This window comes from Eubacteriaceae bacterium ES3 (assembly GCA_030586155.1).
Lineage (GTDB): Bacteria > Bacillota > Clostridia > Eubacteriales > Eubacteriaceae > Acetobacterium.
In genome coordinates this window covers 3,044,275-3,067,031 of sequence record CP130741.1, presented here as the reverse complement: position 1 = coordinate 3,067,031, position 22,757 = coordinate 3,044,275, and the positions used below count along the sequence as shown (strand labels likewise).

Genomic DNA, 22,757 nt, shown 5'->3' with positions numbered 1-22,757 from the left:
AAAGAAGTAAAAGGAAATGGAGAAATAACTTAAGAAATGAGTATTTTAAATGTAGAGAAGCTTTCTCATGGATTTGGTGACCGGGCAATTTTTCATCAGGTTTCGTTTCGTCTGCTTAAAGGGGAACATATTGGACTGATCGGCCCTAACGGAGAAGGAAAATCCACTTTTATGAATATAATCACCGGAGCACTTATGCCCGATGAAGGTAAGGTTGAATGGTCAAAGAATGTTAGAGTAGGTTACCTCGATCAGCATGCCAACTTAAAGGAAGGGATGAGTATTCGGGATGTTCTGACTTCTGCCTTTGATTTTCTTTTGGAAATTGAAAAAAGAATTGGCATATTATACGAAGAAATGGGAGACTGCTCGCCGGAAGATCTGGAAGCAGCTCTGGAAGAGGTGGGAACACTTCAGGATATGCTGGAATTCCATGATTTTTATCTGATTGATTCCAAGGTCGAAGAAATTGGACGGTCGTTAGGTTTAAGTGATATTGGGCTGGACAAGGAAATTACCGAATTAAGTGGCGGTCAGAGAACCAAGGTGCTTTTGGGCAAGCTGCTTTTAGAAAAACCAGATATTCTGCTTTTGGATGAGCCAACCAATTATCTGGATGAAGGTCATATAGAGTGGCTCAAACGTTATTTGAATGACTATGAAAATGCCTTTATCCTGATCTCCCATGATCTGCCTTTCTTAAATTCAGTGATCAATATTATTTATCATATGGATAATCAGAAACTGACTCGTTATGTTGGGGATTATGAGAAGTTTAAAGAGGTTCTTGCAGCAAAACGGGCCCAGGAAGAGGCTGCTTATAATCGACAGCAGAATGAAATAGCAGAACTTAAGGATTTTGTTGCCCGTAACAAAGCCAGAGTATCGACCCGAAACATGGCCATGTCCCGCCAGAAAAAATTGGATAAGATGGATATTATTGAGCTGGCTGGGGAGAAACCGAAACCGCGCTTTCAATTCAAGGAGGCTGGTACCAGCGGCCGTATACTGTTTGAAGCGAGAGAGATGATTATCGGTTATGACGAGGCTTTATCTAAACCACTCAATTTAACGATGGAACGTAAAAAGAAAATTGTCTTAAAGGGAACCAACGGAATTGGTAAAACAACGCTTCTAAAAAGTCTTTTGGGACTGATTCCACCAATTGATGGGGAAGTGGAAAAAGGCGAGAAACTGGAAATTGGTTATTTTGAACAGGAAATGGACCAGAATGTCAGAACGACCTGTATTGAAGAAGTCTGGCAGGAATTTCCCTCCTATACCCAGTATGAGGTCCGGGCGGCATTGGCCAAATGTGGTTTAACCACCAAGCATATTGAAAGTATGGTTAAGGTCTTAAGCGGGGGCGAGCAGGCCAAGGTCAGACTCTGTAAGCTGATTAATCGAGAGACGAATGTACTGGTACTGGATGAGCCAACTAACCATCTGGATGCCGATGCCAAGGAAGAATTGAAAAGAGCGTTGACCGATTATTCCGGGGCCATTTTGATGGTCTGCCATGAACCTGAATTCTACGAAGATTTTGTTGACCAGGTCTGGGATTGCTCTCAATGGACAACAAAACTCTTTTGAAACGAAAAACGAGACGCCACGGCGTCTCGTTTTTTAGTTGATCCAGTGTTTGACGGCATCGCGAAGAAATTCGGCACAGCCCTCGATAGTATTATCATAATATGCCTTAAACCGCTCATCAGCCAGATACATATCAACCAGTCCATGATGAGCTTCAATTGAATATTGGCTCCAGTAAGCTTTGATCCACTGCTGATGAAGCGTTGCCGCTAGCCTGCCGCTTTCGTCAGCAGGTGAGTCATTATTTTTTACCGCTTCTTCTAACAGGGCGTTTATTTTTTTCCCAAGCGCTTCAGTACTTTCATAGGTATCCTGAGTCATCGCTCTCAATTTTTCATTTGCAGCATCAATGGTATCATTTCCATATTTTTCACGGGCTTCACGGCCATATTTTTTTTCGTTTTGGGCAATTTGTTTTTCTTTCAAGCCGATAAATTTCTCCTGATCTTTCATGATTGTTTTTCCTTCTTCCTGTAAAATAGTTTTTTTAAGCGTTTCAATCAAGCGTTCTGTATGTTTTTGTTTGGTGGTCATGGCAGTGAGCTGTTTTTTCAGGGAAGCCAGACGATTATAAGCCGGATCTTCGAGAAGACTTTGAATTGTTTTCAAGTCGAAGTCAAGTTCCCGATAGAAAAGAATCTGCTGCAGCCGATCAACTTCATTGCTGCTGTAGATGCGATAACCTGATTGATTTAAACGGCAGGGAGAAAGCAGTGCAATTTCATCGTAGTATCTAAGGGTGCGGGTACTAACACCTGCCAGGTCAGCCAGTTCTTTTATCGTGTATTCCATTTTGAACACCTCCTGCTATTATCATAAAGGATAACGTAACGGAAAAGTCAAGTTTTTTTGGTAGTTATGATGATGAGGTGATTCTTAGGGCGGTTTTAGAGCTGTTTTTGGGGAGGCATTTCAAAACAGCTCTCTTGACGTTTTTTCTTTTCAGGTGTTCAAGGATAATTTTTTCCTCGGAAAAATAATTTGGCTGGCCGTCAGTGATCTGATAGTGTTCATGTCCTTTTCCGGTAATTACGATGATATCCTCTTTAGTGGCATGCTCCAGGGCGTACAGGATAGCTGTTTTACGGTCTCGAATCGTTTTTAAAGCAGAAAAATTATTTGTTGCAATCCCCCGGACAGCTTCGGAAATGACGGCTTCAAATTCAAGTGAGCCGGGATTGTCTTCAGTCAGGATAATTTCATTGGCATATTTTGAAGCGGCATAGCCAATATCAAAACGTCGGTGTTCGGGTCGATCTTCGCGGGTACCAAAGACGCAGATGATACGGCGCGGTTCGTAGGCCTTTAAGGCTTTTAGCAGGCTCAGCATACTCATGCTGTTATGAGCATAATCAATCAGTACAGTTCGGTCATATTTGAGCGCTTCTTTTACAAGCTGGGTACGGCCTTCAACTTCAAAGTTTTTAAGGGCGCTTTTGATAGTTTGAATATCAATCCCCATTTGACTGCAGGTGGCTATGGCAGCAAGGGCATTTTCACTGTTAAAAACGCCCAGCATCTGTTTGAGAAGGATGCTTTCCCTGATTTTTCCTGCCAGTTCAAAACGGCCTCCCAGAGCATTATCAGAACGGGTGATTTCATAGTTTTGGGAAAAATAGTCAGCCGGACTGTTTGTCGAAAAAGTGATTGCCCGTTCTTTTTCGTGAACGGCCAGCTTTTCCCAAAGAGGCAGGCTTTTATTAATGATCATTTGTCTGCTCTGATTAAAAATCATCCGCTTACAGTTAAAATATTCGTCAAAATCCTGATGCTCATTTGGGCCGACATGATCATAATCGATGTTCAGGAATAGTCCATATTCAAAAATCAGCCCATGGGTCCGGAATTGTTTAAACCCCTGGGAAGAGGCTTCCATGACGACATGGGTACATCCGTTGTCAACCATTTGTCGGAAGGTATAGTGGAGCTTTAGCGGTTCAGGGGTAGTATTATCGGATTTTTCTTTAACCAGACCGTATGAAATGCCGTTGGTGCCAATATAGCCGGCTTTAAAACCCGCCTGATTGAGAATTTCGGTGATCATGTGGGCGGTTGTGGTTTTCCCCTTGGTTCCGGTGATGCCAATTATTTTTAGCTTGTTTTGAGGATGATTGTAGCGGTTGGCGGCAATTAAAGCCAAGGCTTTTCGGCTATCGTCAACCTGCAGGATAGTGATGTTTTTAAATTCTGACAAATCTTCATCCAGGTGTTCAACAAGAATGGCTGTTGCCCCCTGGCTGACAGCTTTTTTAATATACTGATGCCCATCTGACCGGGCTCCTTTTATACAAATAAACAGGTCATTCTGGGAAACTTTGCGGGAATCAATCCGGATTTCATTCATTTCCTGATTTAAGGAACCCTGTAAAAGCAGGACCTTGATATTTTTTAATAGTTTTAATAAGTTCATAATGACCTCGTTTCTAATTAAATAACTTTATCTGCTAAAGATAGTATCTTATAATTTTATGAGAAACTTATGAGATTTATGTGAAAGTTGGGTGAAAGTTTGTATAGGTAAATTTTAATAATCACTAAAAAATCAAGTTTTCCTGATTGAAGAACTGTAAGAAATGAAGTAATCCTTTTCAATGAAAAATAAAATATGATATGATAGCTGTATCAGGGAAATGCGACTCAAAGATTTTATAATTTAACCTGAATTATTCATCCAGCAATGAGCAATCTTAAAATCGAGAAACAACATCTTTTTCAAGGATTAAATACACAGACGGTTGAATTTCAACCCAAAAAGGGTAGACGAATCCCGTAGATGTTATTTTCAAGATTTTAAGTTGCCAAAGATCATCAGTTACTGTTATTCCAGCTGCGGAAGTTGTCTGATATTTTCTAAAGTTTTATAAAATTCATCTTTGTAGGGACAACTGCTACATAGCTTGAAATAAATATAGCTTGCTGCTTTTACGATTTTCGAAGCAATTTTTAGCAGCTTTAAACGAATGGTATCGATCTGCATCTTTTTCATGCTCTTCGGCAGAACCAATCGTCTGAAACAATTAAACAGATTATAAGCCAACACATGCAGTTGCAGTCGGTTGGCATTGACTACTTTGGATTTACTTCCGGTAGAAGCGAAGCCAAATCCGGACTTGCTTTCTTTGATGAAATTCTCCATAGTGCCTCGGTTACGATAGTATCTTAGGATTTCTTCAGGTTTCAAGTCCATATTGGTTACAATGAAGGAATGCTGAATGGTGAACTGATTGCAAGGTTTCTCCACTTTAACAACTACCCTGCGCGGGTACTCCCACTTGCCTGCTTTGTAATAAAACTCATCATAGCGGACAATATACTGGGACATATCTTCTTTCATCGCTTCAAATATTTCATGATCAAGATGTTTCGCTTTGTCATTTAAAACACTGTTCGCTTTTAAACGGATCGCATAAGACACACCATTGGTTTCGCATTGCTTGTACAAATAAACCCGCTGTCACCACGTAAATACAGCTCTATGTCGGGATACTCCGTGAAATATTCATCAAGTAGAGGTTGCATAAAATCAACAACCCCAGTGGAACTGTAGTCCGTTCCATCACGGAGATCTGCTTTCAGCAGATCACCGGTTAATCCGTCGTAACAAAGTAATGGATGATAACCATGTACCCTGTAATGATAGTTGAAACCTTCACCTTCCTGTTTTCCATAGGTATTCAATAGGGTGGAGTCCAAATCCAGCAATACCTGTTTTGGACGTTTTATTTTATAAGCAGATGTCCGCATTGCTTTAATGATGGCATCAAATTTTGGCAGCGTTTTATCATCCATCCGGTTCCAGAATCTTGACAGAGTCGGTTGAGAAGCCAGTGCTTTTTTACCCAGAATGTTTGTAAAGACAGGTTCATTTGTCAATTCATCAGCATCGTCATCTTCAAAGTAACCAGCAATGATCTGATATACCATTTGGCACAGGTTTTGATCATCCTTATGCTGACGACTGGTCTTCTCATCAGTTTTGAAGTTGCTGACATGTTTATGGAAACTGAATTTATGAGCAAATTCTTTGATCAGAATCAGTCCGGAATCAGAGGATAAATCACCGCCATCGAAATTTATTTTGATTTTTTTATTGCTTTCTAACTGAAGTGCATCTAAACTAGACATATGAAGAGTTTCTCCTTTGTTTGGTTTTGGTTTGGTCACTTAAATTTTAACAAAGTTGGAGCTCTTTTTCTATTGTCTTAGCTTCACTTATTTAGTGAAAAGCAAAAATAATCAAAAACACTGTATCTATGCGGCACAATGTGCCGTTAATTGTATCTGGATGAATAATTCAGGTTTAAGATTCTGCAGTTTGAAATCACCCGCTTGAATTATTTTGTTATTAGGATATATACCCAAAACATAATAGAAATTTACTTATTTTGACAAGGAAAAAGATTTTTTGAAATTAGTTTAGAATAAGGAGAGAAAATGAAAAATAAATGGTTTCCGCTTTTAGTTATGGCAGTGCTTTGGATTTTTTCGGGATTTGTGTATGCTGAGGAAATAATAAATGACACAACTCAAGTCTCACAAGAGGTGCAGATTCAGGAATCTTTACCACCAGCTATTTGCCAGTATCGCACATACGTGCAAAATGCAGGTTATCAGGAATGGGTATCTGATGGTGAGGACGGAGGGACGACAGGCCAGGGTTTAAGACTGGAAGGGATTGAAATCGTCCTGGATACTCAAGCGGATCTTTTCATCGAATACCGCACCTATGTAGAGAATTTCGGCTGGCAGGAAAAGGTGACTGATGGCCAATTCAGTGGAACAACAGGACAGGGCCTGCGGCTTGAAGGAATAGAAATCGCTTTAACCGGATCGGATTCAGACAAGTATGATGTTTACTATCAGGTTCATGCCCAGAATTTTGGCTGGCTTGATTGGGCAAAAAATGGAGAATCAGCAGGTAGCCAGGGTTTGGGCTTTCGGTTGGAAGGCATTCGGATTCTGCTTCAGGAAAAAGGAGTTGATGTGCCGGGTGAGACCGATCGCCCATATGTTAACGGTAACGTGAAAGCAACTTATCAGACCCATGTTGAGAATCTGGGCTGGCAGGAATGGAAAAGCGATGGCTCTGTAAGCGGCAGCACTGGCAGTTCTTTAAGACTGGAAGCGATCAGAATTGAACTCGATAATCAGGGCTATGATCTGGGCGTATCCTACGAGACACAGATAGAGAATATCGGCTGGCAGGCTGCTAAAGAGACCGGAGAATTAAGTGGTACTGAAGGATTGGGCTACCGTCTGGAAGCGATCAGGATGAGACTGACCGGAACGTATGCGGACCTTTATGATATTTATTATCAGGTTCATGCTCAGAATTATGGATGGATGGACTGGGCGAAAAATGGTGATGAAGCTGGTACAGAAGGGATGGGCTACCGGCTGGAAGGTATCCGGATCATGGTTATTCCTAAGGGGATGCCAGCTCCCGGCAGTGAGAACCTGCCCTTTCTGACAAACCGTATCTTTGCCGAATACCGCGCCTATGTTCAAAATACTGGTTGGCAGGACTGGCGGGCAAAAGGGGATTTGAGTGGCAACACTGGTTCTGATTTGAGGTTGGAAGCCTTACAGATACAGGTTAACAACAGCGGTTATGATGTGGGTATCCGTTATCAGGCCCATGTTCAAAATATCGGCTGGCAGGACTGGTCTACTGATGGCGAGCTGGCAGGTACAACTGGTCAGAGCTATCGGATAGAGTCCATCAGACTAAGTCTGACTGGTTATGATGCTAAAATGTGTGATCTTTATTATGCAGTTTATACAGAAGGTTTTGGCTGGCTGCCCTGGGTTAGCACCGGTGAAGCGGCTGGATACGAAGGGATGTCTTTACGCTTGGAAGGGATAAAAGTTGTCATTTTGCCCAAAGGCAGCAGCCGACCAGCTAATATGGAACAGGAACTGACTTCGATGACTCGGCTGGTGAATAAAAACCATAGTATTCCTGCCAGTTATGAGCCGTCAGATCTGGTTGTACTGTCCTTGCCGTCTACCCGAACAACCATGATGCGGGCAGAAGCAGCCGCAGCCCTGGGTAATCTTTTTGCTGCCGCTAAAAACAGCGGACTGACCCTCTACTGCTGTTCCGGCTACCGGTCTTATCAGACCCAGGCTTCCTTGTACCAGTGGAATGTGGATACATTTGGGTTGGCTTATGCAGAACTGGTTAGTGCCCGACCTGGTATGAGCGAACATCAGCTGGGCCTGGTCATGGATGTGACCTCTGCTTCAGTGGGGTTTGATCTGGTGGAAAGTTTTGCAAATACCCCGGAAGGCCTGTTTGTTAAAAACAATGCCCATAAGTACGGTTTTATTATCCGCTATCCCGAAGGGCAGACGGGGATTACCGGTTATGCCTATGAGCCGTGGCATTTGCGTTATGTGGGAACTGAAGTAGCGAACGCCATCTATAATAGTGGATTGACTATGGAAGGGTTTTATGGGATGAATTAAGTAAGAGCGTATAAATATTGATAAAAAAATGATGCAGTGTTCATAAAATATTTCAGATGGCAGAAAGAAAATTAAAAATTATTCTTATATATATGAATAAAAAACGATTCGTGATATGAACTTTAAGTTTGATGTAAGTTTATAATAAGATGCAAAATTGATATGTTTTTATGCGATGAATAAAGTGATAAAACAATAAAAACTTGACGAAAGCTGCAAAAATAGTTAAGATGGACTAAACTTTTGGGAGGTGTTACGGTGGCAGAAGAAAAGTCTGAATTTCCATGGGCTTTATTTAATCTGGGAAAAGAAATATTTGCCGTTTCAAGTGAATATGTTAAATCAATTTTTATCATGGAAAACCTGATAAAAATGCCGGATACAGCTTATTATATAAAAGGTGCCGTGAATTTGAGGGGGGAAATCATTCCGGTGATTGATACCCGGAAATTCTATGGAATGTCTACTATAGAAGAGGAAGTTGACGAATTAAAGGTTTTGTTGGCACAAAGAAAACAGGATCATATTAACTGGGTGAATGAACTGGAAAATTCCGTCCATGAAAAAAGAAAATTTACCTTAACCACAGATCCTCATGCCTGTGCGTTTGGCAAGTGGTATGATTCTTATAAAACAGAAGATTTGATATTGCAGCAACTTTTAAAAAAATTTGACGGGCCTCATAAAAGGATTCATCAGTTAGCTCATGAAGTTGAGCGTTTACAGGTGCAGGGTGAATACAACAAGGCCCTGAATCTGATTGAAAAGGCCAGAAATAGAGAATTAAGTCAGATGATCAAGCTGTTTAATTCATTATGTAAAGAATATACCGAAAGCCGACGGGAGCTGACCATCGTCCTTCAAAATGAAGCGACCGGTAAGCAGATGGGCATGACGGTAGACAAGGTGATTGGCGTCGAAATGGTCCTTGATGAAACCGAAGAGCTTTCAGACAAAATGCCAAGTCTGCAGAATGAGAGTTTAAAACTTGGTCGTCGTGAAAAAGATAAAGCGCCTTTATTTATGATTGATGAAGAGTATATTATTAATTTGTAAATAGTTTTAGATAAAAAAGCATCGTCCCTTGATGTAAAGTTAAGGGATGATGCTTTTTTAATTTACAGGTGTTAAAAAATATTTACATTCGCTGAGCGGCATCATAAGCCAGTTTTGAACGCAGACACTCATCGGGTTCCATAGTTAGCTGATAACAGAGTGGGCTGCCTTTCATTCTTTCTGAGGCATAACTTAAGCCATTGGTCTTTTCGTCCAGAAGGGGATTGTCGATCTGCTGGGGATCACCCAGCAGGACAATTTTAGTTCCTTTTCCAACGCGGGTTATGATACCCTTGACCTGTTTAGGGGTCAGGTTTTGCGCTTCATCAATGATCAGATAAGTATGCGTGATAGAACGTCCGCGGATAAAATTGATAGCTTCAGCAGTGATGATACCCTGGTTAAAATAAGACTCTATTTTCTTTTTCGATTCTACCTCGTTCTGGAAACGGGTTTGATTGGGTTTGTCTAAAAGAATCTCAAGATTATCAATAATCGGACGTAGCAGGGGAGCGATTTTTTCCTGTTCGCTGCCTGGAAGGTAGCCGATATTTTCGTCGAATTGAGCATTGGGACGGGTGATCAGGATTTTGCGGTAGCTGTTCTGATCCATGTTTACTGTCTGGCTGAGGCCGACAGCCAGGGAATAGAAAGTTTTAGCGGTACCAGATGTACCTTTGACAATGACCAGAGGCGCACGCTGAGCATCTTCCAATAAGGCTTCCTGCAGGAAGCGCTGACCGACATTCTGGGCTTTGACACCAAAAGGCTCCTGGTTTAAAGTTTTAAGCGGGACGATTCTTTTGCCGTCAAAACGGCCAAGCCGAGTTTTTCGGGAATCCAGCTCAGAACAGATGATCACAAACTGATTGATCACCAGATTGACGGCTTCCTTTTCGCCGTTGGCTTTCAGAATAAAAGTCTGGTCAGGGTTAAGTCCACCTCGGGAGAGTTCATCAAAAAGTTCGTCTGGGCAGTCAATCTTAATTCTTCCGGTATACTGGTCAGTGTAAGTTGGGGATTGTTCTGCAAAAAAATCTTCAGCAGGAATTGACATCGTCTGAGCTTTTAATCGGACAATGATATCTTTAGTAACAAGAATTACGTTCTCACCTTTGTTTTGCAGCCCCTTGCAGACCTTGAGGATACGATTATCATTGCAGTCGGTTCTAAAACCGTAGGGCAGTTCCACCGATTCGCAATTTAATTCAATGCGCAGAAAACCGCCATTGTTAAGGGGCGCACCGGCAATCAGATTGGCGGTTTGTCTAAAATGTTCGAGAGTACGGATGGATTCACGGGCATTAGCACCACGTTCGCCATCTTCATTCTTAAGCTTATCCAGGTCTTCGAGCACGGCGATGGGAAGAACAATATTGTTATCATCAAAGGAAAAGAGAGCAGAGGGAGATTGGATTAAAACGTTTGTATCGAGAATGTATGTTTTCAAGCATGGACCTCCAGGGCTTTTTTTTAATATAGCATAAAAAGATTAAGAAAAGGGAATAAAAAGGTTAAAAATAAATAAACAATATGGCATTTTATCATAGGAAATAAAGATTTTGAAGGGAGGAAAATATCTTCTTTGGGCTTTGAGAAAAAGATTCAGGCAGTGGTTTATTTAAGGGTTTGTTTTATTTAGAAAAATCTGGGTAGAAAGTGATTATATCAGAAAGGAGGTCTGTAATATGAACTATCAGATTGCAAAAGAATTTCCCCATCCTATCCTTGAAAAACAGGGCAAACCGGTCGTTTCAATTTACATGGATACTAACACAAGAATACCGGAGCGCTTTGAAAATCCCATTCGATTTAAAAACCTTGTTAAAGAAGTTCAGAGATCGCTGGACGATAACCGGAATTTTAAAGATCTGTTTGATCTTTTTAGTGAAATGGAAAATGATACCTTGTTTTGGGATTATACATCCGAAGGTGTGGCTATATTAGCGGATGAAGAAGAATGCGTGGTTTATAAACTGCCGATGGATGTGCCTAATCAGGCCATTGTTTCAGACAGTTTCTATACCAAGCCATTACTGAAAAATTATCAGTCCAGTGGTTTATATCATGTGCTGGGATTGAATCGTGATAGTTTTTACTTCTATGAAGCGGATAAAACGCAGATCTATCAGATTCCTGTTGATGAAAAAGATTCAACGCTGGAAGGTGTGTTGGGTAAAGAAAAAACTGAACCGCATTTAACCGCTGGAAGCTATGGTGGAGATCAGGCTATTTTTCACGGACATGGTGGAGCTAAAGACGAGAAAAATCTTGATCGGGAAAAATTCTTTAGATATGTGGATACCTATATTCTGGAACAGTATTCCAAAGCTTTTAAAATTCCCTTGATTTTAATCGGACTCGAAGAACATCAGGGAGAGTTTCGAAAAATTTCCAAAAATCCGTACTTGATTAAAGAAGGCGTAAAAATAGATGTGGATGCTGTTGACGTAAAAGCACTTCATAAAAAAGTTCAGGCGGTGATGAAAGAGCTATTTGATCAGCAGCTCAAAGACCAGATGGAGGTATTTTTTGAAGCTCAGGCAAAAGATCTGGGGTCAGATGATGTCTCGCAGATCGGAAAGGCAATTTCACAAGGTAAGGTGTCACGCCTGTTCTTGAATGGCAGCAAGGTTCATCCTGGAAAATTTGATCCGATTCTGGGAAATATCCATGTAGATGATCTTTTAAGCCCTTACGTTGGTGATATCTACGATGCTATGGCAGAAGCCGTTTTGAGCCGTGGAGGTGAGGTAATCGTTCTTGAAGGGGCGGACATGCCAACAGGCAGTGATATTGCAGCAATTTACAGATATTAGGCAGGAAGCCCGGTTTAAATAACTGGGTCAAATTGTCAAAAGTTAATTATACCGACTGAGGACCGACAATTGGCCTTTTAGTTGGCTGCATCGGGGCGAACAGTTGTCCAGAAACGCATATATTAGTCAGTTCAATTATTGCAACTGTACGAGACCGTAGCAGCCTACTAAATTCAATTGGTCGGGACGGGGTTTATTGACGCACTGACCCGGTTTAAAACAACCGGGTTTTTTTGTGGGAAAAATAAGCCTCTGATTGAAATATGACAAAGAATTAAGTGCAGAAGTATGATATAATTTCTGAAAGTGTCTCAGGAGGATACCATGCCGAAAAATCGAATGAAAGCCTATCTGTTCTGTGTGAACTGTGAAAAGGAAACCCAGCACGAAATTGAGTATCTTAATGGACAAATTGATCGGATTACTTGTGAAACCTGCCATATTCAGGTTCAGCTTAATCAGGAATTTGTCAATGCCCATTATAAGGAAGAATTTGTAAAAAGAGTCTTATCAAAACCAAGCCGGATGACAAAAGAAATGGAACATGACTTGAGTGGGTTTTTAAAATCTCTTCCCCAGCGTGTTATTTCCAAACCGTATCGGGTTTATAAAGAATATAGCCATCGGACAAAAGATTAAGAAAGCTTTTATTCAGGAATATGTAAACAACTACAAAGCTAAAAACCTGTACAAAAGCAGTAAAATATGGTTAAATTTAGGTGAAGAATGATTAAAGAGGAGAACTATGATAAGGGTCGGAACAGGTTATGATGTTCACCGTCTGGTTGAAAATCGTGCGCTTATTTTAGGCGGCGTAAGAATTGAACATCAATTAGGATTGTTAGGACATTCAGATGCAGATGTACTGGTACACGCCATAATGGATGCACTTCTGGGTGCTTTGGCTCTCGGTGACATTGGTAAGCATTTTCCGGACACGGATCCAAAATATAAAAATTGTGACAGCCTGCTTTTGCTTGAGCAAGTCGGTGAGCTTGTTGGTGCCCAGGGCTATATCATCAACAATATTGATTCAACGATAATTGCCCAGGCGCCAAAACTTAAGCCTTATATTGATGAGATGGTTATAAATATTGAGAACTGTCTGGGGTTAACCACGAATCGGGTCAGCGTTAAAGCGACAACCGAAGAAGGACTGGGTTTTTCTGGAAGAGAAGAAGGGATCGCAGCTAATGCAGTCGTTAGTCTGCTGAAAGGAGAAGGAAAATGATCGGAATCATTGCGGCGATGGAAAGTGAAGCACGGGACTTAAAGTCATCGATGACAGACCCGTTTAAAATTCATCATGGCGGTATGACTTTTATTAAAGGCAAGCTTGATAATAAAGAGGTGGTAGTGGTCAAGTCGGGTGTGGGAAAGGTCAATGCGGCAATGTGTACCCAGATTTTGATTGATCTTTTCAAAGCGAAAGTCATTATCAATGTGGGTGTAGCCGGGGCAGTGTCGCCAAAACTAAATGTGGGGGATATTGTGATCTCTACGGACAGTGTTCAGTATGATATGGATGCCAGAGCCTTTGGTCACCCCCGCGGAGAGATTCCCAATATGGATATGACCTATTTCAAGGCAGATTCACAATTGATCGATCTGGCGGCAGAAGAAGCTGAAAAACTTGAACTGACTTTTTTAAAAGGCCGGGTCATGACAGCGGATTTGGGCGTTGATTCGGTGGAATTGAAAGAAGAGCTGCTGAAGGAATTTGATGGCCTGTGTGTTGAAATGGAAGGGGCTGCGGTTGGTCAGGTTGCTGTAGTTAACCGTGTACCCTATCTGATTATTCGCTCGATGTCTGATCAGGCTGATGGAAATCTTGAAGCAGATTACCGGGATAACCTGGGAAAATCCATTGAAAAAGGCGTTGAACTGGTTAAACATCTGATTGGGAGAATTGTCTTGATGCAGGGTGTGGAATAAGGAGATTAAATGCTTGATTTGGAACTTCGGCCCACCTGGGCTGAAATTGATCTTGATGCGCTGACACATAATTTTCGTGAGATCCGAAAAATTGTTGGTAATCAGGTAAAGGTTCTTGGTGTTGTTAAAGCCGATGCCTATGGACATGGCAGTGTGGCGTGTGCAAAAGCTCTGCTTGCAGCAGGTGCTGATATGCTGGCAGTTGCCTTTATCGATGAAGCCATTGCTCTTCGCCAAAACGGAATTACCAGTGAGATAATGCTTCTGGGCTTTTCGCCGGAAGCGGTGATTCCAGAGCTTATTAAGTTTGATATTATACCGACAGTGTACCAGCATTCTTTTGCCCTGGCTCTTTCGGATTATTGCCGGAAAAAAGGCCTGATCCATCCCATCCATATAAAAGTGGATACGGGAATGGGACGAATCGGGTTTTCTTATCGTGAAGCGGCGGAAATGGTCGGGCTTATCAATGAGCTGGAAGGTGTCTTTATTCAGGGGCTGTTCAGTCATTTCTCAACAGCTGATGCAAGCGATAAAACCTTTACCAGACTGCAGTATGACCGGTTCAAAGAAGTGATGGCGGCAATCGTCCGTCAAGGCATTGAAATCCCAATTTATCATATTGCCAACAGCGCGGCAATTTTTGATTTGGAGGGACTGCATCTTGATATGGTGCGGCCGGGGATTATTCTTTACGGTCTTTACCCTTCGGCGCAAGTGGAACGGTCTAAGATAGACTTAAAACCGGTTATGTCTTTTAAAAGCCGAATTGTCCATCTCAAAACTATTGGACCGGGTGAGTCTGTCAGTTATGGCAATCGTTATGTGGCCAGTGAGGAAAAACTGATCGGCACATTGCCAGTGGGTTATGCTGATGGTTATACCAGAATGTTAAGTGGAAAAGCTGAGGTCTTTATTAACGGACAGAGAGCCCCAATTGTCGGTAATATCTGTATGGATCAATGTATGGTGGATTGTTCCGGTCTTGATGAGGTCAGTCTCTATGACGAGGTCGAACTTTTTGGCAGGAATTTATCTGCTGATGAGCTGGCCGATAAGCTTGGGACGATCAATTATGAAATCACCTGTCTGGTTAATAAGCGGGTTCCCCGTCTTTATATATCGCAAGGCAGTCAAATAGAAATTAAGAGAGAAATACTCAAAAACACTTAGAAACAAAAGGAGATTTAAATGGCGTTTTTAGAAGAAACCGTTCGTGGCATTCGAAAAGACATTGTTAAAATGATTGGAAAAGCGGGCTCCGGACATCCGGGAGGATCTTTGTCTTCGGCAGAAATCCTGACCTTGCTTTACTTTGAACAGATGAATGTGGATCCCAGGAATCCAAAGGATGATAACAGGGACCGTTTTGTGCTGTCAAAAGGACACGCGGCACCCGGTTTATATGCAACCCTGGCAGCAAAAGGTTATTTTGACCGTTCTGAACTGGAAACTTTAAGACAGTTAGGTTCGATTCTGCAAGGACATCCGGATATGAAAAAAACTCCGGGTGTTGATATGTCGACCGGATCGCTGGGACAGGGGATTTCAGCAGCTGTGGGAATGGCCCTGGGTGGAAAAATCGATCATAAGCCATATGCTGTTTATGCTCTTCTGGGCGATGGCGAATTGCAGGAAGGTTTGGTCTGGGAAGCTGCGATGGCAGCTTCTCATTATAAATTGGGGAATCTGATTGCCTTTGTTGATAACAATAATCTGCAGATCGATGGACCAATCTGTGATGTTTTATCACCTTATCCAATTGATGAAAAATTTGCAGCCTTTGGCTGGAAAGTTATTAATGTAGATGATGGACATAATTTTCCTAAACTAAGAAAAGCCGTTGAAGAAGCAAAAGCGGTAGTTGATCAGCCAACTGTGATTATCTGCCAAACGGTAAAAGGAAAAGGCGTAACTTTCATGGAAAATAACGCTGGATGGCATGGAAAAGGACCCAACGCTGAAGAACTTGCGCAGGCGCTGGCAGATTTGGAGGCATAATAATGGCAGAAAAAAAATCTACACGAGTTGCATATGGTGAATATCTGGTAAAGTTAAGAGATGAAAATCAGGATCTGGTTGTTCTGGATGCCGACTTATCAGGCGCGACAAAGACTAATATTTTTGCCAAACAATGTACCGAACGTCATTTTAATGTAGGGATTGCTGAAGCCAATCTGATGGGTATGTCTGCCGGACTGGCCGCTGTTGGTAAAGTTCCCTTTGCTTCTACATTTGCAATCTTTGGTGCGGGACGAGCCTATGAAGTAATCAGAAACAGTATCTGTTATCCAAAACTTAATGTTAAAATTGCTTTAACTCACTCGGGAATTTCAGTCGGCGAGGATGGCGGATCCCATCAGTCGATCGAGGATATTGCCTTGATGCGGGTTATGCCTAATATGACGGTATTATGTCCGGCCGATGCCGTAGAAACTGAAAAAATGATAGATGCTGCACTTGAAATTGATGGTCCTGTTTATATCCGTCTGGGTCGAAGTGATGTACCGGTTCTTTTTGATGAAAACTATAGCTTCAAAGTGGGAAAAGCCACACCTTTAAAAGACGGAAACGATGTGAGTATTATTGCGACCGGTTTGATGGTGGGACCAGCACTGGAAGCGGTTGAGGCACTGGCTGCCGAAGGCATTTCAGCAGAGCTTCTGAATATGGGTTCCATTAAACCAATCGATACAGCAGCAATCGAAGCGGCTGCTAAAAAGACGGGCGCCATTGTCACTGCTGAAGAACACAGTGTGATTGGCGGTCTGGGTGCGGCTGTTGCTGAGGTGCTGGCTGAAACATATCCGGTGCCGATGGAACGAATCGGGGTTAAAGATCGTTTTGGCCAGTCTGGTAAAGTGCCGCCATTGATGGAAGAATATGGCTTGACAGCTAAAGATATCGTAGCTGCGGCTAAAAAGGTTATTGGCCGAAAATAAATGACCAAAACTTGTTTATAGGATTAATCCTTTCAAAAGAGATGAAAAGCGTTTGCTTTTCTCTCTTTTTTTTTATTGAGTAACTCTATTTCACAGGAGAAAAAATTCATTACATAATCGTTATCGAACGGTTGGTTTTTAAAGTCAGAGGTTCTGGGAAAGTGGCGTTTAGGATCTTCAAAACGCGGATAAAATCTTGTCATTTCTTAATTTGCCTTGTATGGGAAGATGTTTAATGATATATTTAAAATCATTCTAAGTTATGCAACACTAATTGAAGCCTGTTTTGAGACAGAAAGGAAAAATCATGATATTAAGAGAACAATTAATTAAGCAGGGAGTTTCTGAAAAACTGCTTGATGATGTTGAAAAATTTAAAGTATTTTATACATTGGAAGACGAAAATCTAAAGAGCCGGGTACCGAGAACGGAAACGGTTTTTTACGGTAAGGATATTTGGTCGATGTGTATCTCAGCACTTCTTGAAGAAGAAAACATTCTCTTATCTGGTCCCAAGGCGACCGGCAAAAATGTGCTGGCTGATAATATCTGCGAGCTCTTCGGCCGCCCCCAGTGGAACACCTCATTTCATGTCAATACTGATAGCGCCAGCCTGATCGGAACGGATACTTTTATTGATGATGAGGTCAAACTGCGACGGGGATCAGTCTATGAGTGCGCCATTCATGGCGGGTTTGGGGTCTTTGATGAAATTAATATGGCCAAGAATGATGCTCTGGTCGTGCTGCATTCAGCCCTCGACTACCGAAAAATAATTGATGTTCCGGGTTATGAAAAAATTGGTCTCCATGAAGCGACCCGTTTTATTGGAACGATGAACTACGAATATGCTGGTACCAAGGAGCTTAATGAAGCCCTGGTTTCACGGTTTATGACCATTGATATTCCGCAGATTGAAGAAGAAACCCTGATGGTGATTCTGAAAAACAACTTCACTGATGCGGATGATGAGATGCTGGCCCAGTTTGCCGGAGTTTTTCTGGATCTGCAGGAGAAGTCGAGAAATTCTGAGATTTCCACAAAATCCGTGGACCTGCGAGGGATTATCGGCAGCCTAAAAACCATTCGCCGAGGGTTAAAACCAATGCTGGCCGTAGATATGGGCGTGATTGGCAAAAGCTTTGATCAGTATGAAAAGGAAATCGTCCTGGATGTCATTAGAACCAGAATCCGAGAATCCTGGGAAGCTGCTGACATCTTTCCGGAGGCTTAAGCAATTGTCAAAGCTGTAGCTAAGTTAAATTAGTTTTTGTCGGGATGATAATGGTGATTTTAACCTTAGCTTCGGAAAGGAGGTTTGTGATGGAGTCAAAAAAATGGATTTATGAGAATTATGAATTTGACAATCGGGTTTCCAATCTGATGTGGACTGTCTCCGGTGACTATGATGAAAATATGGATCGGGGAGAAAAAAGTTTTATCTCTGAAAATGTTGCCCTCTACCACGCCGTGACGGCTGGTGGAAGACGCAAGTACATCAAATGGGATTCTGTTAAAAAATATGTGATCAGCCGCTATAAAGCAGGGTTTGATAAAGATATACTGCTTGGTCTGATTGGCATGGGAAGTGATGTCCTGATTGAAGAAAAACTGATTGCTGAGCGGCCGGGGATTTATGATATCCGCAAAAAAGCTTATGATGATGTCTTGATGAGCTATTATAATCTTCATACCGAAAATCTGATCGAAAAGACCAGACACGCAATGGTTTTGGAAAAAATCGGCAAGTCACCACAGGTTGATGTGGCAACCAGAAACCTGATGCATGATCTCAATGCTTTGTCGGACCGTGAGGATACCATCGAATTTTTACGTGGAATCGAAGATATTTATATGGATCACTTTCCGCTTTTCGTGAATGCCGATGGTGAAATCATTGATGAGAATGGAAATCCCAAAGGTCTGCGTGGTGATTTCTCTGACTTTATGCTGGAGGAGTTGTTTGATGATCCGGCCAATGAGGAAATTGAGGCATCAATTGAAGAAATCGCCGAAGCCTTACTTGGTGAAAGCAATAGTGACGCAACGATGCCAGGTGTGGACAAAGATAATCGGATTATCAGAGTTCAGGAAGAAGATCTGGAAAAGATCTATGAAAAAGTATCCTATTATTATGGTAACTCATTTTTGAATATCAGCGAGGTGCGTAAGCTTGAGAACCGCGTTTGCCGCGGTGAGCACGGAAATTGTCGGATACACATGACCGATGGGGTTATTCGCAGTGAAAGTGAAAATGAGTTCCAACAGAAATATGTTCGTCGACATCAGACTAAAAATATAGATGTTTATCGTGCCAATTACAAGGTTTGTAAGCGAAATATCAATAAGCTGAAAGAAAGTATGGCCAGAACCCTGGTTCAGGAAGAAACCAAAGACGCGATTCCTTCCGACAGCGGGACACTGGTAGCCAATAAACTCTGGCGTATTGGTCGAAGCAGCAATAACAAAGTGTTTGTAAAAACCATCGATAATGATAAAGGGTCTTTTGTTGTGGATATCCTGATGGATTCCAGTGGCTCGCAAAGGCGCAATCAGTCCAGCGTGGCCATTCAGGCTTTTTTACTGGCCCAGGCTTTAACTCTGGTAGGGATTCCCAACCGGGTGATGGGATTTTCAAGTTTTCTTGATTATACGGTAATTAAGCGGTTTCGTGACTATGAAGCGCCCTTATCACACAATGAGAATATCTTTGAATACTTTTGTACCGGTAATAATCGCGATGGTCTGGCGATTCGGGCAACCACAGAAGATTTGTTAAAACGTACTGAAGACAATAAAATTCTAATTGTCTTAAGCGACGGACGACCTAATGATATAAAAGTCGGTAAAGGGCAAAAAGAAAGCCTGGATCAGGCTTACAGAGGCCGGGTTGCCATTACCGATACAGCCAGAGAAGTGCGGGCGGCCAGACAGGCCGGAATACTGGTCTTGGGAGTCTTTACCGGAAAAGAGCAGGACCTGATGGCGGAAAAATTGATTTATGGTAAGGATTTTGCCTATATCAGGGATATCAACCGCTTTTCGGATCTGGTTATTAAATACCTGAAGCAGATTATTTTGAACTGATAAAGGGCATCAGGACTGCCAGAATATAGAAAATAGTAAAAGCAAACAGTCAGAATAGAATACTTGTCTGTTTGCTTTTATTGTGGATGATATTTAGGAAAATGGGTTTTACGAGCCAAAGAGAATGCTTTTTAATTGTTGTTAAGACTGTTTAATTCGTCTTTTAAGCACCAGTTAATCCGTTTGCCGAGATGGTCTTCTTCTCCTTTAATATAGACATCGAGGACCAGATTCTCCAGTTTTTCAATGGATTCGGTATCTTCCAGCTCCTGAGCCTTTTCATAGGCTTTTCTCACCCAGTTTGGAGTGAGTTTCTGAAAATCGCCGGATTCAGTCTGAATATAGTCCTGTCGTACATTGAGTTTGCCGTCTTTGACCAGACTTGAGTAACGCATTGCCATAATTAATCTCTCCTTCCGCTGATGTATACTTCTTTTATATTACACAAATACAAGTTCTGTCAATGGTTTTTATAAAAAATACCAGCTTATTTAAAGTATATAACAATTTTTTCGTCTTTTAATCCCTTTATAAAGATTTTTATTGTTCAATTTTTCCGGCCGTTAATCCCGCTGAAGATCATCGCATTTTTGAAAATAGATTAGGTTTTGTTATAGCATTTGGGTTAAGAGTCTGCTTGAAAGAAGCAGAAGGAAGGTTTATACTGAATTAAAGTAATGCTAGCATTAAATACTAAGTGTGAGGTGAGAATAGAATATGAATGAATATGAAAATCAAAAAGAACAACTAAAAGCTGTGATTAGAAAGTTTAGCCATGAAGGAAATTATGTAGAGGCGATTCCTTATATGGAAACATATTGCGACTTGATCAGGGAGCATTTTGGTGCTGATTCAGACAGATATGTAACTGTTATTAATGACTTGGGTGGAATGTATCGAAATGTTGGGGATTTTGAAAAAAGCCATGAAACATTTGATAAAGCCCTAAAACTTATTGAGAAAAAAGTGGGAAAAGATTCGATGCAATATGCAACAACATCGGTCAATCTGGCCTGCATGTATAGGCTTACAAAAGAATTTGACAAAGCTGAAAGAATGTTTTTAGAGGCTTTGAAAAGCTACGATAATGACCGGGAAATGAAAGATATATTATCAGCTGATACGATTTCAATTTCCCCGGAAAACCTTGAATTTAAGAGTACTTTATATGCAAACGCCACAAATAATCTAGCCAATCTCTATCAGGATATGGGTAAGATGGCAGAAGCAAAGGTTTTTTTATCCAAAAGTTTAGAGCTGCTGAAAAATACAGGGAATCATGAGTATATAGCAATTTCAAATTTAAACCTGGCAAATGCATTAATGGTAGAAGGCGAATTAGATGAAGCGCTTAGTATGATTGAATCGAGTCTATTGATTTTTGATGAGCACTTAGGCAAAGATCATCCATTATATTTAACGTCACTAAATAATCTGGCGGCAATCTATTTTCATCAAAAGAAATATGATAAAGCCCTTGAAATGTTAAATAACGTTGAACCTTTGTTAAAAGCGACCTACAGCGAAAATAGTCCACAATACCAGTCGCTGGTTTTAAATATCAAAGAAGTTGAGGGGAAATTAGAATGAGTAGTAAAAGTGCAGATTTGATAAAAGAAATTTTAAAAATTGAATGGGAAATGTTTCAAAAGGTTTCAAATACCGGCGGTCGTGCCAGTTGTCAGGATAACTTAAGGACCTTTGAAATTATGCGTTCTTCGCAATTTAAAGCATGGAGTGTTGAACTGCAGGAAAGTTATTTAGAGGATTTAAAGGCGGCCGAAAAGGGGGAAAGAAATTTACTGACTGAAAAGTATGCTATGATGATGAAATATACGCATCCGGCAGAATATGAGAAAATAAAATCTCATTTACCGATAATTTCTCCAGAAAAAGAGAGACTTATAGAACAGATTGCCCAGCTTTATAAAGAACAGGACAGAATTTTTTCAGAGAATTACCCTAAACTGAAAGCTAGAGGTCGGTCAACTGATTTGAGCCGAAATGCCACAGTTGAGGTTTACTTTGAGGGTGAAATTTCAACCTATTCAGAGAAAACTTTAGCCTTGTTTCTAGGCTATTTAGAAGAATTAAATGAAAAGGGTGAGAATATCTCAATTAAAATTAATGCTAATATAGCCAGAGCATATGGCTATCCTTCCATTGATGAAGCGGAGATGCAATTAGTATAAGGGTGAGGAAGGTCGCCAGATTGCCCATGAAAAAGTCGATTGGAGAGTGAGCTTTCGCTGCAATTTTTTGTTTCGCCATCCTTCGGGGTGCTTTTTATGTGTAAACTAATTTTTACACATTGAAAATAAGAACATAAAGGTGTATAATGATAATTATTCTGCAATAGGAGTGATTATGATTAACATAGATATGATCGAAAAGTTATTAAATACTGGTTACAATTGTGTTGAAGTGAGGTCCAATAGTTACGGCAATAAAAATCCGGATACTGGATTTAATATGATATTCAAGAAAGATAATAAATATCAGGACTTCAATGTTGTAGTTACTGAAAAAAATAAGGTTAATACTCTATTGAAAAAATATCGACAAATGTTTGAATTGGAATAGAAGGACTCGTCAAGAAAATGCGTCACAACTAGCTTCATCGGTTTAAGTTGTTTAAAAACTGTGCGGTAAAGATAAGGTTTTGAAAATAAAAAGGTCAGGAACGTTACGTCTCCTGACCTTTTATTATGAAAAATTATTTTCTATTTTTATTATTGTAAAGAATAGGGATAAAAACTCCAGAAATAATTGCGAAGAAAACGATCAGCATTGTTGTGTTCATACCTGTCCTCCTGGAAAGTGTGTTGATTTAAAACATAAGAAACCCCAGAAT

The 22,757-nt window shown here is 41.0% G+C and carries 19 protein-coding genes and 1 pseudogene; 15 read left to right on the top strand and 5 right to left on the bottom strand.

Annotated elements, in window-relative coordinates:
* Window positions 1-36: 36 nt before the first annotated feature.
* Window positions 37-1,593, top strand: coding sequence for an ABC-F family ATP-binding cassette domain-containing protein (locus tag Q5O24_14140; GenBank protein WKY47476.1), 1,557 nt, complete (start codon window positions 37-39; stop codon window positions 1,591-1,593).
* 33 nt (window positions 1,594-1,626) lie between these two features.
* On the opposite strand, the gene Q5O24_14135 is transcribed toward Q5O24_14140, so the two are convergent.
* The 3 genes and pseudogenes from Q5O24_14135 to Q5O24_14125 form a co-directional block, all read right to left on the bottom strand.
* On the bottom strand, window positions 1,627-2,385 hold the full coding sequence (locus Q5O24_14135) for a MerR family transcriptional regulator (protein ID WKY47475.1): 759 nt from the start codon (window positions 2,383-2,385) through the stop codon (window positions 1,627-1,629).
* Between the two features lie 64 nt (window positions 2,386-2,449).
* Window positions 2,450-4,003, bottom strand: a complete 1,554-nt coding sequence (locus Q5O24_14130) for a UDP-N-acetylmuramoyl-L-alanyl-D-glutamate--2,6-diaminopimelate ligase (protein ID WKY47474.1) — start codon at window positions 4,001-4,003, stop codon at window positions 2,450-2,452.
* A 408-nt stretch (window positions 4,004-4,411) separates the two neighbouring features.
* Window positions 4,412-5,718: pseudogene (locus Q5O24_14125) on the bottom strand (IS1380 family transposase).
* Between the two features lie 309 nt (window positions 5,719-6,027).
* Between Q5O24_14125 and Q5O24_14120 the strand changes: the two are divergent.
* Together Q5O24_14120 and Q5O24_14115 are read left to right on the top strand one after the other, a co-directional pair.
* Window positions 6,028-8,064: a D-alanyl-D-alanine carboxypeptidase family protein gene (locus Q5O24_14120; protein WKY47473.1), complete on the top strand. Its 2,037-nt coding sequence runs from the start codon at window positions 6,028-6,030 to the stop codon at window positions 8,062-8,064.
* 258 nt (window positions 8,065-8,322) lie between these two features.
* Window positions 8,323-9,120, top strand: a complete 798-nt coding sequence (locus tag Q5O24_14115) for a chemotaxis protein CheW (protein ID WKY47472.1) — start codon at window positions 8,323-8,325, stop codon at window positions 9,118-9,120.
* A gap of 82 nt (window positions 9,121-9,202) precedes the next feature.
* On the opposite strand, the gene Q5O24_14110 is transcribed toward Q5O24_14115, so the two are convergent.
* Complete coding sequence (locus tag Q5O24_14110) at window positions 9,203-10,570, bottom strand: PhoH family protein (GenBank protein WKY47471.1); 1,368 nt, start codon at window positions 10,568-10,570, stop codon at window positions 9,203-9,205.
* Between the two features lie 238 nt (window positions 10,571-10,808).
* Here Q5O24_14110 and Q5O24_14105 point away from each other — a divergent pair, with 238 nt between their 5' ends.
* The 9 genes from Q5O24_14105 to Q5O24_14065 all read left to right on the top strand — a co-directional run bounded on the left by Q5O24_14105 (window position 10,809) and on the right by Q5O24_14065 (window position 19,903).
* Window positions 10,809-11,939, top strand: coding sequence for a hypothetical protein (locus tag Q5O24_14105; protein WKY47470.1), 1,131 nt, complete (start codon window positions 10,809-10,811; stop codon window positions 11,937-11,939).
* A 324-nt stretch (window positions 11,940-12,263) separates the two neighbouring features.
* The gene (locus tag Q5O24_14100) at window positions 12,264-12,578 is read left to right on the top strand and encodes a bh protein (GenBank protein ID WKY47469.1); all 315 of its coding nucleotides are present in this window, start codon (window positions 12,264-12,266) and stop codon (window positions 12,576-12,578) included.
* Between the two features lie 109 nt (window positions 12,579-12,687).
* Window positions 12,688-13,170 (top strand): 2-C-methyl-D-erythritol 2,4-cyclodiphosphate synthase, encoded by a 483-nt coding sequence (gene ispF / locus Q5O24_14095; protein ID WKY49265.1) that lies wholly within the window; start codon window positions 12,688-12,690, stop codon window positions 13,168-13,170.
* Window positions 13,167-13,874, top strand: a complete 708-nt coding sequence (locus Q5O24_14090) for a 5'-methylthioadenosine/adenosylhomocysteine nucleosidase (GenBank protein WKY47468.1) — start codon at window positions 13,167-13,169, stop codon at window positions 13,872-13,874. Before ispF ends, Q5O24_14090 begins: the two co-directional genes overlap by 4 nt.
* A 9-nt stretch (window positions 13,875-13,883) precedes the next feature.
* Window positions 13,884-15,047 (top strand): alanine racemase, encoded by a 1,164-nt coding sequence (alr, locus tag Q5O24_14085; protein WKY47467.1) that lies wholly within the window; start codon window positions 13,884-13,886, stop codon window positions 15,045-15,047.
* Between the two features lie 18 nt (window positions 15,048-15,065).
* Window positions 15,066-15,875, top strand: a complete 810-nt coding sequence (locus tag Q5O24_14080) for a transketolase (GenBank protein WKY47466.1) — start codon at window positions 15,066-15,068, stop codon at window positions 15,873-15,875.
* A gap of 2 nt (window positions 15,876-15,877) precedes the next feature.
* Window positions 15,878-16,816 carry a transketolase family protein gene (locus Q5O24_14075; protein WKY47465.1) on the top strand — a complete coding sequence of 313 codons (939 nt, stop codon included), beginning with the start codon at window positions 15,878-15,880 and terminating at the stop codon, window positions 16,814-16,816.
* A 307-nt stretch (window positions 16,817-17,123) separates the two neighbouring features.
* Entirely contained in the window at window positions 17,124-18,050 is a 927-nt protein-coding gene (locus tag Q5O24_14070) for a MoxR family ATPase (GenBank protein ID WKY47464.1), read from the top strand.
* An 89-nt stretch (window positions 18,051-18,139) separates the two neighbouring features.
* Entirely contained in the window at window positions 18,140-19,903 is a 1,764-nt protein-coding gene (locus Q5O24_14065) for a nitric oxide reductase activation-like protein (GenBank protein ID WKY47463.1), read from the top strand.
* A 131-nt stretch (window positions 19,904-20,034) separates the two neighbouring features.
* Here the strand turns inward: Q5O24_14065 and Q5O24_14060 are convergent, their stop codons facing one another.
* Window positions 20,035-20,304 carry a hypothetical protein gene (locus Q5O24_14060; GenBank protein ID WKY47462.1) on the bottom strand — a complete coding sequence of 90 codons (270 nt, stop codon included), beginning with the start codon at window positions 20,302-20,304 and terminating at the stop codon, window positions 20,035-20,037.
* Window positions 20,305-20,620: 316 nt separating this feature from the next.
* Between Q5O24_14060 and Q5O24_14055 the strand changes: the two genes are divergently transcribed.
* The 3 genes from Q5O24_14055 (at window position 20,621) to Q5O24_14045 (ending at window position 22,486) form a co-directional block, all read left to right on the top strand.
* On the top strand, window positions 20,621-21,493 hold the full coding sequence (locus tag Q5O24_14055; GenBank protein ID WKY47461.1) for a tetratricopeptide repeat protein: 873 nt from the start codon (window positions 20,621-20,623) through the stop codon (window positions 21,491-21,493).
* Window positions 21,490-22,095, top strand: coding sequence for a DUF4125 family protein (locus Q5O24_14050; protein WKY47460.1), 606 nt, complete (start codon window positions 21,490-21,492; stop codon window positions 22,093-22,095). The genes Q5O24_14055 and Q5O24_14050 overlap by 4 nt, the downstream gene beginning before the upstream one ends.
* A 175-nt stretch (window positions 22,096-22,270) precedes the next feature.
* Entirely contained in the window at window positions 22,271-22,486 is a 216-nt protein-coding gene (locus Q5O24_14045; protein ID WKY47459.1) for a hypothetical protein, read from the top strand.
* The last annotated feature ends 271 nt before the right edge of the window (window positions 22,487-22,757 follow it).

Excerpts from the sequence above, each read along its gene's own strand:
- Q5O24_14050 (WKY47460.1), top strand. The coding sequence starts at position 21,490 with ATGAGTAGTAAAAGTGCAGATTTGATAAAAGAAATTTTAAAAATTGAA.
- Q5O24_14055 (WKY47461.1), top strand. The coding sequence starts at position 20,621 with ATGAATGAATATGAAAATCAAAAAGAACAACTAAAAGCTGTGATTAGA.
- Q5O24_14135 (WKY47475.1), bottom strand. The coding sequence starts at position 2,385 with ATGGAATACACGATAAAAGAACTGGCTGACCTGGCAGGTGTTAGTACC.
- Q5O24_14070 (WKY47464.1), top strand. The coding sequence starts at position 17,124 with ATGATATTAAGAGAACAATTAATTAAGCAGGGAGTTTCTGAAAAACTG.
- Q5O24_14060 (WKY47462.1), bottom strand. The coding sequence starts at position 20,304 with ATGGCAATGCGTTACTCAAGTCTGGTCAAAGACGGCAAACTCAATGTA.
- Q5O24_14080 (WKY47466.1), top strand. The coding sequence starts at position 15,066 with ATGGCGTTTTTAGAAGAAACCGTTCGTGGCATTCGAAAAGACATTGTT.
- Q5O24_14120 (WKY47473.1), top strand. The coding sequence starts at position 6,028 with ATGAAAAATAAATGGTTTCCGCTTTTAGTTATGGCAGTGCTTTGGATT.
- Q5O24_14075 (WKY47465.1), top strand. The coding sequence starts at position 15,878 with ATGGCAGAAAAAAAATCTACACGAGTTGCATATGGTGAATATCTGGTA.
- Q5O24_14065 (WKY47463.1), top strand. The coding sequence starts at position 18,140 with ATGGAGTCAAAAAAATGGATTTATGAGAATTATGAATTTGACAATCGG.
- alr (WKY47467.1), top strand. The coding sequence starts at position 13,884 with ATGCTTGATTTGGAACTTCGGCCCACCTGGGCTGAAATTGATCTTGAT.
- Q5O24_14105 (WKY47470.1), top strand. The coding sequence starts at position 10,809 with ATGAACTATCAGATTGCAAAAGAATTTCCCCATCCTATCCTTGAAAAA.
- Q5O24_14045 (WKY47459.1), top strand. The coding sequence starts at position 22,271 with ATGATTAACATAGATATGATCGAAAAGTTATTAAATACTGGTTACAAT.
- Q5O24_14100 (WKY47469.1), top strand. The coding sequence starts at position 12,264 with ATGCCGAAAAATCGAATGAAAGCCTATCTGTTCTGTGTGAACTGTGAA.
- Q5O24_14130 (WKY47474.1), bottom strand. The coding sequence starts at position 4,003 with ATGAACTTATTAAAACTATTAAAAAATATCAAGGTCCTGCTTTTACAG.
- Q5O24_14140 (WKY47476.1), top strand. The coding sequence starts at position 37 with ATGAGTATTTTAAATGTAGAGAAGCTTTCTCATGGATTTGGTGACCGG.
- Q5O24_14090 (WKY47468.1), top strand. The coding sequence starts at position 13,167 with ATGATCGGAATCATTGCGGCGATGGAAAGTGAAGCACGGGACTTAAAG.